The 12,546-nt window shown below is 41.6% G+C and carries 10 protein-coding genes; 8 read left to right on the top strand and 2 right to left on the bottom strand.

Annotated features, from left to right (window positions below; genetic code table 11):
* Nucleotides 1-20: 20 nt before the first annotated feature.
* Nucleotides 21-1,553 carry a DUF3943 domain-containing protein gene (locus DTA23_RS09070; RefSeq protein ID WP_112374491.1) on the bottom strand — a complete coding sequence of 511 codons (1,533 nt, stop codon included), beginning with the start codon at nucleotides 1,551-1,553 and terminating at the stop codon, nucleotides 21-23.
* Between the two features lie 101 nt (nucleotides 1,554-1,654).
* On the opposite strand from DTA23_RS09070, the gene DTA23_RS09075 reads away from it, so the two are divergent.
* Nucleotides 1,655-3,187 carry a SulP family inorganic anion transporter gene (locus DTA23_RS09075; RefSeq protein ID WP_112374492.1) on the top strand — a complete coding sequence of 511 codons (1,533 nt, stop codon included), beginning with the start codon at nucleotides 1,655-1,657 and terminating at the stop codon, nucleotides 3,185-3,187.
* 1 nt (nucleotide 3,188) lies between these two features.
* Here DTA23_RS09075 and DTA23_RS09080 read toward each other — a convergent pair whose 3' ends face one another.
* Nucleotides 3,189-3,779, bottom strand: a complete 591-nt coding sequence (locus DTA23_RS09080) for a methyltransferase domain-containing protein (RefSeq protein ID WP_112374493.1) — start codon at nucleotides 3,777-3,779, stop codon at nucleotides 3,189-3,191.
* 254 nt (nucleotides 3,780-4,033) lie between these two features.
* Between DTA23_RS09080 and DTA23_RS09085 the strand changes: the two genes are divergently transcribed.
* The 7 genes from DTA23_RS09085 (at nucleotide 4,034) to DTA23_RS28800 (ending at nucleotide 12,394) form a co-directional block, all read left to right on the top strand.
* Nucleotides 4,034-4,492: a hypothetical protein gene (locus tag DTA23_RS09085; protein ID WP_112374494.1), complete on the top strand. Its 459-nt coding sequence runs from the start codon at nucleotides 4,034-4,036 to the stop codon at nucleotides 4,490-4,492.
* 251 nt (nucleotides 4,493-4,743) lie between these two features.
* Nucleotides 4,744-6,015, top strand: coding sequence for a glucose-1-phosphate adenylyltransferase (locus tag DTA23_RS09090; protein WP_046675878.1), 1,272 nt, complete (start codon nucleotides 4,744-4,746; stop codon nucleotides 6,013-6,015).
* A gap of 61 nt (nucleotides 6,016-6,076) precedes the next feature.
* Nucleotides 6,077-6,160, top strand: coding sequence for a hydroxyisourate hydrolase (locus tag DTA23_RS30295; RefSeq protein WP_083295797.1), 84 nt, complete (start codon nucleotides 6,077-6,079; stop codon nucleotides 6,158-6,160).
* Nucleotides 6,161-6,276: 116 nt separating this feature from the next.
* Nucleotides 6,277-7,053 carry a phosphatase PAP2 family protein gene (locus DTA23_RS27515; protein ID WP_070561926.1) on the top strand — a complete coding sequence of 259 codons (777 nt, stop codon included), beginning with the start codon at nucleotides 6,277-6,279 and terminating at the stop codon, nucleotides 7,051-7,053.
* Nucleotides 7,054-7,429: 376 nt separating this feature from the next.
* On the top strand, nucleotides 7,430-10,675 hold the full coding sequence (locus DTA23_RS09105) for a SusC/RagA family TonB-linked outer membrane protein (protein ID WP_112374495.1): 3,246 nt from the start codon (nucleotides 7,430-7,432) through the stop codon (nucleotides 10,673-10,675).
* An 11-nt stretch (nucleotides 10,676-10,686) separates the two neighbouring features.
* Nucleotides 10,687-11,871 (top strand): RagB/SusD family nutrient uptake outer membrane protein, encoded by a 1,185-nt coding sequence (locus tag DTA23_RS09110; protein WP_256603204.1) that lies wholly within the window; start codon nucleotides 10,687-10,689, stop codon nucleotides 11,869-11,871.
* A 22-nt stretch (nucleotides 11,872-11,893) separates the two neighbouring features.
* Nucleotides 11,894-12,394, top strand: a complete 501-nt coding sequence (locus tag DTA23_RS28800) for a RagB/SusD family nutrient uptake outer membrane protein (protein ID WP_256603206.1) — start codon at nucleotides 11,894-11,896, stop codon at nucleotides 12,392-12,394.
* The last annotated feature ends 152 nt before the right edge of the window (nucleotides 12,395-12,546 follow it).

Below are 12,546 nucleotides of genomic sequence, written 5' to 3' on the forward strand. Positions count from 1 at the left end.
TAGTTAAGCCTTTTTTTTAGCTAGTATTCAGAGTTGTAGGCTAGTGCTATCCGTACAAAAGGATAGTCTTTGTTGACATTGTTATGGTCTTGATAATGACCTTCCAATCTAAAGTAACCGGAGTAAAGGTTGACACCGAAATTTTTCCAGATACGCATTGAAGCACTCGTGGATACCGCGTGTAGAAAATGGTGGGATTTGTTGCCACTGATTGTGACAAAATATCCGCCACGATAATCTACACCAAATTTAAAGCGGTTTAATGTGCTCAATGTGGCTGAAGCCCTAACATCGGCCCCGGGGCCATAATCGTAAGTGCGGCTTTCACCAAAATGGAGATAAGGATCAGGTACAGCAGCCAATACCACTGGACCACCACCAAGGATGGTTGTCAGCTTGGTACGGCTACCAATATTGAAGTTTGAAAAAACATTGTAATTGATGCTCTGTGATCCGTAATAAAAAGCTTCATTGCGTAGAAAGTCGAAATGCGCAGACACGATACCACGATGACGTCCTGTTAAATTGGATAAAATACGGTTACCGTATAACGAGGCATACACATTGACCGCATTGACGATGGAACTATCATCTGATCCAAGTTCCAAATTGAGGAAGAAGTCATCAAAGGGTTTCTTTTTGTCTAGATCATCGTTGGTGTAAATCAGTTTGATACGGGCATAGATGTCATTCTTTCCTTTATTCAAGATGTCATGTTCTTTGGCATCAAACCGTCTTAGCCCCAATTCAACTTCAGTGTGTACTAAAGAACTGTCGACCACCGCACCTTTTACCTTATCTCCCCAGCGCCCGTCGAGCAGACGGTTGAGCCCATTTATCGGATTGATCAACATGGCCAATAGTTCTTTTTTATTGCGTTGTCCTTTGGTCAGGCTTGGGCGCGAAAGAATATGATGCGATAGTCTATGGGTCATTTCACCTAAAATAGTACCGCCAAAACTTGTGTTGATGATATCATTGATGGATGGTGGTTCTGTTTCACCTGCAGTTTCCCAGATATAGCTACCAGCTACGGTTGCTGCTGTCGATTGTAAAAAACTGTAGTTGTTGGATCGGAACGAATTAAAATAAAACTGACCGTGATAAGGATGCGCTATTTGATTTGTTGCAAAAAGATTGTCGTCCCAGGTCCAGGCAGACAGTTTTAAATGGCTAAAGAAGTTTTTAAAGGAAATATGGGAAACAGGATCTTTTCGAATGAAGTAATTAACCGAAGCAGGAATAGCTTGGATGGAAAACCACTCAATTCCCGCCCTTAAGAAGTTCTTCTTTTGGTACTCGAATAGACTGTCTGTTTGTTTTACGTTGATAAGATGATTGTTCCAAAGTCGTGGTTGCTCATCGCGGTACATGGGATATTTTTCGACAGGTTTCGCTCGAAATAGGCTATCTGAAGTCATTAAGGAATCTCTAGCTGGTAGGAATGCAGCCTTACTAGGCCCTATACTCCCGAGCTGGACAAGCAACAAAATGATATATATTAAGAGACTATAAGGACGTTGGTTAATGCGTTGTTTAATCGAAATGAACATACTGTTTTGCGATAAAATTTGTAAAGAATAACAAATATTGGGGAAAAGTGTTTGTGTGATTAGTACCTTTGCGGCAATTATCCTGTTCAAGTAATTTAAAAATGAACAATACCTTTGAAATATTCAATATAAAATCGATTAATCTTAAGAATGAGTTGTTTGCAGGATTAACGGTCGCAATGACAATGATTCCGGAATCACTCTCATTTGCAATTTTAGCCGGGCTACCACCATTGACGGGACTTTATGCAGCATTTTTAATGGGTTTGGTGACCTCCGTTTTGGGCGGTAGACCAGGGATGGTATCCGGAGGTGCTGGCGCAACAGTGGTTGTATTGATGGCCCTGGCGGCAAGTCACGGGATTGATTACCTGTTTGCTGCTGTCGTCTTGGCGGGGCTCCTGCAATTTTTAGTCGGGCTTTTTAAATGGGGGAAATTTGTACGCTTAATTCCGCAGCCCGTTATGTACGGTTTTTTGAACGGACTGGCCATTATTATTTTTATGGCTCAAGTAGTCCAATTTAAGGTGAATACCGGACAGGGAGCGGAGTGGATGTCGGGAAGTACCTTATACATTATGGGGGGACTGACTCTGCTGACGATGTTGATTGTGATTGGATTTCCTCGGATAACGAAGGCTGTTCCAGCCTCTTTAATCGCTATTTTAGTTGTATTTGGTCTGGTTTCTTTTTTAGGTATTGATACCAAAAAAGTAGTAGATATTGCCTCTGTTAGTGGGACATTACCCCATCTACATTTACCTAATGTACCCCTGAGCTGGGAAACATTGCAACTGATTTTTCCGTATTCTTTGGTGATGGCTGGAGTAGGGTTGGTGGAATCGCTCCTGACACTGAACATGGTGGACGAAATAACGGCGAGTAAGGGAAATGCAAACCGCGAATCCATGGCGCAGGGGATAGCCAATACAATCAATGGATTTTTTTGGGGAATGGGTGGCTGTGCCATGGTTGCTCAAACACTGGTCAATTTAAATGCTGGTGCACGCACGCGACTTTCTTCTTTTATAGGAGCGATGACCATCTTAGTGATTATTTTGGTAGGTGCTCCTTTTATTGAGCAGATACCCATGGCCGCGCTGGTCGGTGTGATGATGATGGTGGCCATTGGAACCTTCCAATGGGTGAGCTTGCGGATTGTCAATAAATTTCCCAAATCAGATATTTTCGTTGGGATTATTGTCGCCGGAATTACCGTGGTTTTACATAATTTGGCACTTGCGGTGCTCATTGGTGTAGTGGTATCCGCACTTGTATTTGCCTGGGATAATGCGAAGCGCATTCGGGCAAGAAAATATTTGGATGCCGAGGGCATCAAGCATTATGAAATCTATGGACCTCTTTTCTTTGGTTCAACAGCTAATTTTTTGGATAAATTTGATGTTTTGGAAGATCCCGAGCGCGTGATTTTAGATTTTAAGGAAAGTCGTGTGGTGGATATGTCCGCCGTGGATGCACTCAACAAAATTACCGAACGCTACGCTGCACAAGGAAAAAAAATAGAATTGTGGCACCTCAGTGAAGATTGTCGCTCTTTGTTAAAAAATGCTGCGGGCATTGTGAAGGTCAATATCATGGAAGATCCAACCTATCGGGTCATGCCGGGCAAGTAGACTATTTTTTGCGCAGCTCAAAAAAGAGTTCATTTCCCTGTCTTTGGGGAATACTGTTGGTTGAATCTGTCAGCTGTAAAATGTCAAATTGCGAAGCGAATAATTGTTGATATTCCGTTGGATCTCCACCGAAAGGTGGTCCCTGTTGTGCAAATTCCCGTTTGAACAATAAACCCATCAGAATACCCTGCTGCTTGAGCAAAGTATGCATTTGTTGTACGTAGCTGGGGCGTAATGAAGGATCCAGTGCACAAAAAAATGTTTGCTCAATTATATAGTCGTACTGGCCCTGGTGCTGGAAAAAATCTTGACATACAATTTGGATCTGAGGGCTATTGGCGAACTCCTTTCTTACCTTTGCAACGAGGGTCGGAGCGATGTCAAGTAAGGTAATTTGATGGAACCCCATGTCAAGTAGAGTCTTTGCTTCATAGGCATTTCCACAACCGGGAATTAGAATAGATGCATCTTTGGCAATAGACTCCGCTGCATAATTGATAATAGCAGGAGAGGCATAGCCAATATCCCAGCCTGTTGCTTTGTTCTTATAACGTTCATCCCAATAATTTTCATCCAATAATGAAGAATTCATAGCTGTTTTGTTCTATATGCTTTAGCAATTTACATAAATATTAGGTCAATAGGGTGCTTCTCTTTGCTGAAAATTGCTTTTAGCTACCCGCTCGGAAGTTGATTTTATTTAGTTGATTTGGACTATTGTGGTCAAAGTTCGATTGGCAAGATGTCGTATTGGAAAGAAATCTTGAAATTCACGTATGTTCCATACGATATTAAAATTTATAGCGTTCAATTACTCTAGTAGGGATAATCCCCTGATGTTTTTAGATGAATTATATTAAAGTAGTTTTATTTATTGTTTTATTTCTAATTGTTGGTCTTGCCTACGCTAATCAAGATTGGAATGGTTTGGAGAGCGCGCATCACTATATCGGTTATTTGTTGTTATCACTCTATATATCGGGCTCAACACTGTTTATGTATAAACCTCTTAAAGGGGATCAAAAACTAAAACGACATTTTTTTATTCGATTTTCTGTAGTCTGTATCGCCTTTCTGCTACTTCTTGTCCCATATTTGATTCTTAAACAACAAAATGATGCTTTGGGGGCTGGATATTTACTCTATTTTATGACCGTCAGTCTTGCAGCACCGTTGTCCATTTATGCCTTTATTGAGATCCTATGGTTATTTACCCAAAAGAAATATCCGCAAATAGGTGTTAACCTATTACTTGTTGGCTATATCTACTGCCTTTTCTTATTCAGTGGTCTATTTGGATATTAAACCTATGGGAGACACGGACTTGTCATCATCGCCTTTTAATCGGTTAAAATTAAGCATGTTTCTGCTCGTTTTTCTAGAATTACTTTTTTGTGAAAAGAATCATTGATTAAAATTGTTGTTTGCTTCTTATCCGGAAAATTGCTAATTTAATAAGGATTCTTAAACCTGAATTTAAAGAATCTCGAGACTAAACCTGATCAGGTCCTTGTTCTTGAAGATAACAATTTTATAACCAATTAATGGATTGAGGTATGATACACAAAGTAGTTTCCCTTGTATTGGGAGGAGGTCGAGGGTCGCGCCTTTTCCCATTGACACAGCAACGGTCGAAACCAGCGGTTCCAATAGCTGGAAAATACCGTTTGGTCGATATTCCGATTTCGAACTGTTTGAATTCTGGCTATAATAAGATCTTCGTACTGACGCAGTTCAATTCAGCCTCTTTGAACACACACATCAAAAATTCTTACAATTTCAGCATTTTCAGTAAGGGCTTTGTCGACATCTTGGCTGCAGAGCAGACCAATGAGGGCGATCGTTGGTTTGAGGGTACCGCTGATGCGGTCAGGCGCACGCAGAAGCATCTCCTTAATGTCGATTACGACTACATTCTTGTATTGTCTGGTGATCAGTTGTACCAAATGGATTATTCAAAGCTGATTGATTTCCATGTTGAAAATGGAGGCGATGTTACCATCGCTACGATACCAGTCAATGGTAAAGATGCTACGGGATTTGGTATTTTAAAAGCGAACGAAGCGAATGAGATTACTGCTTTTGTCGAAAAGCCCGATAAGGATGAAGTATTAAATTGGACCTCAGAGGTTTCAGCGGTTTTGCATAAACAGGGAAGGCATTATTTGGCATCCATGGGCATTTATGTTTTCTCGAAAAACATATTGCGCAACCTTTTGATCGCCAACCCGGGGATGGATTTTGGTAAAGAAATTATACCTGATGCTATCGAAGCACTTCGGGTATTGAGCTATCAATTTGATGGGTATTGGACCGATATCGGGACCATCAAATCATTTTTTGATGCCAATATTGGATTGACAGATGATATTCCGGATTTCAATTTGTTTAATGAAACCGTGTATACACGTGCGCGGATGCTCCCGCCTTCGAAAATTTCGGGTACAACGTTAAATAATACGGTAATTGCCGATGGATGTATTTTAAATGGCGATAAACTGGAGAGGTCTGTTATTGGGATACGTTCCCGTATTGGTGAAGGAACGGTTATTAAATCGACCTACATGATGGGAACTGATTACTATGAGCAGTTGGAAGAAGTATTGGAGTTGGGAAATACACAAAAGCCACCACCGGTAGGTGTAGGTAAACGTTGTTATATCGAAAACGCAATCTTGGATAAGAACTGCCGAATTGGAGATGACGTTCGTATCATTGGTGGACCGGGTTTGAATGATGGTGATTTTGATACGCATATGATCTGTGATGGGATTGTTGTTGTGAAAAAAGATGCGGTCATTGCCAATGGTGTGACGATAGGACTTTGATCATACATAAATTTTAAATCTAAAGCCCGCTGTTCACATCAATTCATGAAACAGCGGACTTTTGTTTACGCTTTTTGAGCAGACACATCTTCATGTGCCGATTACGCTTTCGCCCTACGGCTATTCAACCTATAAGGGAAGCTGACCCTCTGACGAAGGTGGATGCAAGATGCTTAGTTTCCGAGTTGACAATGCCCGTTGTCTTTTTTTACTGGATATTTTAATATTATCTTTGCGCACGATAAAATAAATACGGATAAAATGAGCACTTACAAAAGATACTTTATTTTTTATTGTATCCTGGTTTCACTTTTTGTAGTACCGGCTACCTCAATTGCCCAAATTCTGTCGGAACAACCGTCGGATTCGAGCCGCGGATCTCATTTTTTTAAGAAAGTTCCTTACAAGGAACTGGCTGTTCCTGTAGGACTGATCACCTATGGTGTCGTTGCCAAAGGAAATCCTTTTTTAAAGGGGATAGATGAAGACATTAGAGACGGCGTATCGAGAGGAACTAGCCGAAAAATTAAGTTGGACGATTTCACCCGCTTTGCTGGAACTGCCGGAGTATTTGTTTTGGACGCGGTAGGGGTGCCTGCCAAGCATAACCTTAAACAACGCCTGTTTACGACAGCTGTTTCTAATATTATAATGACTTCAACCGTGAAAATTATGAAATCCACCATTCCCGTATGGCGGCCTGATAGTTCAGCGAATAATTCCTTTCCTTCAGGGCATGCTGCTACTGCGTTCGTTGGTGCCGAACTGCTTTGGCAGGAATATAGACAGGAGTCAATTTGGTACGGTATTGCAGGATATGCTGTTGCAGCAGGTACCGGTTATCTGCGGATGTACAACGACAAGCATTGGTTCTCGGATATCGCTATGGGAGCTGGGGTCGGTATCTTAAGTACTAAAATCGCCTATTGGTTGCTCCCTTTGGTAGACAGTCGATTACAGAATTCGAAAAAGAGCTATGTTGTGCTTCCAACATATAACGGGAGACAATTTTGTTTAAACGCTAGTTTACAGTTTTAGGCTCATTTTTTTAAGCCCCATTCGGAGTCTCTACATTGATCGTTTTCGGCTTGCCTCAAAACAAAATTTCCTAGATAGTATTCGTACAGGGGTATAAATCCACTTTAAACCCCTGTATTCACCACAGTTTTTAGGTGTTCTACCTGAAGATCGGCACTGCTGTGTCGGCCATTTCCATTCCCTATTTCAGCATGTAACGCTTATGTGAACTTCGGATTAAAAAATCACGTTAATTTCGTAAATAAGAATTTGTTTTTTAAATTTAGTAGACAATCTAATCCACTTTTGCTGTTTTTTACAAAAAGAAAAGCAGGCTAAGTAAATAAACCAAAGTTGAGCCTAAGGGTTCTTTATTATTTTAAACCAATTTGTAATTATGATGAGAAATTTTTTTCTTCATGGAAAGGCGAGACCCATTAGCCTTTTGGGGCTCTGCCTGCTGTTTAGTCAGCCTGATTCTTACGCACTGAATCTGGATCCGATCAATGCTATTGTCGATCAAGATCAGGTTACAGGGATCGTCAAAGATGAGAAAGGTCAGGCATTAGCCGGCGCTACCATCACCGTCAAAGGAACATCCGTTCAAGCATCCTCCAATCAACAAGGTATTTTTTCTATTCGGGCCAAGCGTGGTGATGTTTTGGTCGTGAACTACCAAGGCTTTACAAAACAGGAGGTAGCCGTTTCCGCAGGCAACATCAGTGTTGTTATGGTTTCGAGTGATCAGGCGCTTGAAGAGGTCGTGATCATTGGCTATGGTAAGCAGCGGAAAGGGAATATCACCGGTTCCGTCGCTACCGTCAATGCAGAACAGCTAAAGAATATCCCCAGTTCAAATCTTTCCAATTCACTTGCCGGTAGAGCAGCGGGGGTCAATGTCACCAATACTTCGGGGATGGCTGGAGCATCGTCGAGCTTGCGTATCCGGGGGAGTTTTGCCGAGCCACTTTATGTAATTGATGGTGTGGTCCGCGATAAAGCTGCATTTGATGTGCTTGAAGCGAACGAGGTCGACCAAATGACCTTCTTAAAAGATGCAGCGACTGCCGCAGTGTACGGCACCCGGGCGGGTAATGGCGTTGTCGTTGTGACGACGAAAAAAGGAACAGCGCAAGCACCAGTTTTTAATGTACAAAGTAATTATACTTTTAATACGCCAACACAGGAACTTCTTGCGAATTTAACGACTGCACAAGATGAACTCACCTATCAAAATAGGGTCGCCGAATTTCGCGGTCTTTCCATCCCAAATGGACAAAAAGAGTTTGATTATTTCAAGGATAAAAATTACAATGCAAATGATGTGATCTGGCGCAATCCATTTACCCATCGCCAATCCATATCGGTCAATGGTGGTGGCGACAAAATTACTTATTATAGCTTGCTGAGCTACCGCAAAGAAAATGGATCCTATAAATCTTTGGACCATGAGAAGTTCAATTTGCGCAGCAATATCTCCGCGCAGATTACCGAAGATTTTAGCATGGATTTTAATATTTCAGCTAACCAGACCAACTCGAAGCGCTTTTTTTGGCCTTTTAGCACATCTTCCAATGATGATGATTTTGATGTATCCGATTTCTACCGTGTTACCTTCAACTGGCCAAAGATGTATCCGTTTTACTTGAATGCAGACGGAACACCGAGCAATACGCCAACGGCTTATCCCGTACAGACACCTATGGGAAGCTGGCAGGCATGGAATGTGATCGATCAGGTCATCGGGGATCGTTATATCGACCGCAAAGTGCGGCAGGTTAATCCTATTATGACCCTAAATTTGAAGCTGGATAAATTGGTACAAGGTCTATCGACAAAACTTGTGGGGAGTTATCTTGCCAGTGACTATATGCGCAAGCGCTATATGAGCTTTCAAAAAAACTACACCTTTACTTCACTGAATCCAAATGACAACCGCTTTATACCGGCCCCACCTTCGGAAGCGAATATCAATATCTTTACTTTTAGTCAGAGTCAGCCTTTCATGGATTACAGCCCACAACGATTGTGGGAATATCAGGTAAACTGGTTTTTAAACTATAACCGCAAATTTGGTAAACATTCCGTCGATGGGACATTGGTTTATGAGCAGTCCAAAAAAGGAGGGACGTACGTTACTTCACGGGCAGAGAATCCGATTACAGCCCTGGATCAGATGTTTATTTATCCTACAGATCGGAACTTTAGGTCGACAACTGCCAATGAAACAATTGATTCAAGACGCGGCGTGATTGGGCGTGCTAATTATAATTATGCAGATAAGTATATTGCGGAGTTTTCTTTCCGCTACGATGGATCACCTTTGTTTCCTAGCGATAAACGGTGGGGCTTTTTTCCTTCAGTCTCGGCAGCCTGGCGTGTATCGGACGAGAACTTCTTTACGGATATAAAGAATACGATATCAGACTTGAAGTTCAGAGCTTCTTACGGTACAACGGGTAATGATTTGGATGTAAATGCTAATCGAATCGGTCAGTTTGGCTATCTGGAAAAATATTACAGCTCTGGTGGCTATATGTTCGGAGATCGCTATTACAATGGTATTGCGTATGGTGCAACACCGACGCAGAACCTCACTTGGACGACTTCTAAAAGCGTCAATCTCGGTTTGGATTTTGGATTTATTAAGAATAAGCTGACCGGTAGCCTAGATCTGTTTTCACGTAAGGAAACGAACATCCTAGGACCAAGATCACTGAAAGTTCCGGATAACTATGGTCGCGCACTTGCTCCTGAAAACTATGCCGCAAGAAGTTACAAAGGCGGGGAGATTTCGTTGAACTGGAATGATAAGGTGGGCGAGGTGACCTATGGGCTCAATGGGAATCTGGGTTATGCAAAAGACCGCTGGGATATCATTGACGAGGAACCGGCGTATGCTGCCGGCCAACCGCAGAACTTTCGTTCCAGAATTGGGCGGCCAGAAAATAGAATTATCGGCTTAGAGGCACTGGGTTTAGTAAGGACACAGGCTGAAGCCGACGCACTGAAAGCAAAAGGATTTAAGACCTACGGAAGGGATCCTTTTCCTGGGATGATCTTATATAAAGATATTCAAGGGGCGAACTACTCAGGAGGTCCGGATGGGAAAATTGATGATAACGATTTGCAGTTATTGTCAGACAATAATTCTCCGCGCATCAATTACGGGTTTGGCTTCAATGCGAGCTGGAAAGGCTTCTATGTCTCGACATTATTTCAGGGGGTTCTTGCTTATGATCGGATGATCAGCAATCAAGAAGGTGGTGGAATGCGTCAGCATGGCGATACTTTCCGTCCATATTACCCGATTTGGGCTTCCGATGTCTGGACGCCGGATAATACCAATGCGAAATACCCTCGTCCAACAGGCTATTCTGGTTGGGCTGATTCTGGTGCAGCTCCTTCGTCGTTCTGGATAAGAAATGGAGCCTATCTGCGTTTACGCGATGTTAACGTGTCTTACCGATTGCCGAAAAGCATGACCGAGAAGATCCGTGTAAAAGATGTCAACCTGTTTTTCAATGGAACCAATTTGTTTGTTTTTTCGCCGATGAAAGAATTCCATGATCCGGAACAAAAGCTGTATGATTCTTATCCAGTCATGAAAACCTTTACGTTTGGACTTGATGTTAAATTTTAAATGAAAAAAAGATGAAAAAAATATATTATCCTTTAATAGCGTTGGCTCTGTGTATGTCTTCCTGTAAAAATGTGCTGGACATTGATGATCTCAATTCGCTGGATGAAGCTAAAGTATGGGCCGATCCAAATCTAGTCAACGGCTATCTTGCCAATCTATATCCACTATTTGGCAACTGGAACGCTGGTGCGGATGGAAATTCGGAACAACTAATTGGCATCGCTTTCCCTTTGGATGCGGTCACCGTCAACATTGGTTCTTACAAATCCTGGGATTATACAACCATCCGAAAAATTAATACGGCGATCCAGAAAGTTGGTGAAAGTACTGTGCTAAAAGCGGACTTCAAAAATGCGGTGATTGGGCAGTCTTTGTTTCTCCGTGCCTATATGTATTTTAATATGGTCAGGATTCATGGTGGGGTCCCTTATATTACGGTACCTCAAGATTTAAAAAATGATGATCTTAATGTACCCCGCAATTCTACAAAAGAGTGTTTTGATCTGATGATCAAAGATTTGGATCAGGCTATTTCCTTACTGCCAAAAACGATTGCCAAGGGTACGGCAGATTATGGAAAGGTTGACGGTGATTTTGCGGCAGCTTTTAAAGCGAAAGTATTGTTATATAAAGCTTCACCCCAGTTTAATCCTTCCAATCCTTATGGAAATGCCTATTGGCAGGAAGCCAACACTGCGAATAAATTGGCTTATGAGCAACTTAAAGCGGATGGCTATAGTTTGACTCCAGATTATTCCAATATTGCGCTGGTTGAAAAAGGACCAGAGGTTGTTTTTGCTGTGATTAATACTTATCCAAATAAAGTCGCTAATTGGGATAATGGCGTACGACCCGGCTCCGAAAGTAGAGGGCCAGCGGGTTCCGTTCCATCCTGGGAATTTGTAAAAGCTTTTCCAATGAAAGATGGAAAGCTTTATTCCGATCAAACGGGCAAATACTATAAGACAGAAGATCAATTTTTGCAATCCTATTGGGAAAACCGCGATCCGCGTTTTGATAAATCCATTTTGTGGAATGCCAAGATTTATGAGGTTTCAGGAAAGACCGGCAAACGACAATACACTTCTGTAGGTATTGCTCCGGCTTTAGATGACTTTGGTATAAACCCTAACGCAAAAACACCTTCTTCCAATTTGGATCGATATAGTGGATTTTTTATCTTAAAAAAACTCTAAATTATCATTAAAACAGACCGAAGTGGAAACCCAGTATGATGTGGATTTTGTCTTGATGCGCTATGCCGAAGTCCTGTTGAATTATGCTGAAACAGCAAATGAAACCGGAGACTTTGCGACAGCCTTAGATTTGGTGACACAGATCAGAAAAAGATCGGGTATAGAACCTGGTGCGGATAATAAATATGGTATTGCAGCGACTACGAAAGAGCAAATGCGTGAAGCCATTTTAGCAGAGCGTAATATTGAGTTCTGCTTTGAAGGACATCGTTTTTGGGATTTACGACGGTTACGTAAGTTAAATATACTAAACAATACGACAAAGCATGGAGTTGAAGCTATTGCGATCAATGCTAATGGAACTGAAATGAAACTGGAAGATGCAAATGTATTGGCCAAAACATACACGTTGAAAGAGAATCAGTTTAAATATAGTGTCTTGGCAGGTGCCAAGTACAGGAAACAAAGTGAACCTGGTACCAGATACCTATTATTTCTTTCCAATAGCACAATCAGTCATTGATAAAAATCCGAATATCAAGCAGAATAAAGATTGGGGCGGAACATTTAATCCAACCTTAGAATAGTGTATTCACTAAACCCATTCAATAAAAAACACCCTCAACGGCTTTCGCTGTTGGGGGTGTTTTATTTAAATTTCATTTATGGCGAGTT

It is taken from the genome of Sphingobacterium multivorum (assembly GCF_900457465.1).
In the GTDB taxonomy this organism is placed as follows: domain Bacteria; phylum Bacteroidota; class Bacteroidia; order Sphingobacteriales; family Sphingobacteriaceae; genus Sphingobacterium; species Sphingobacterium multivorum.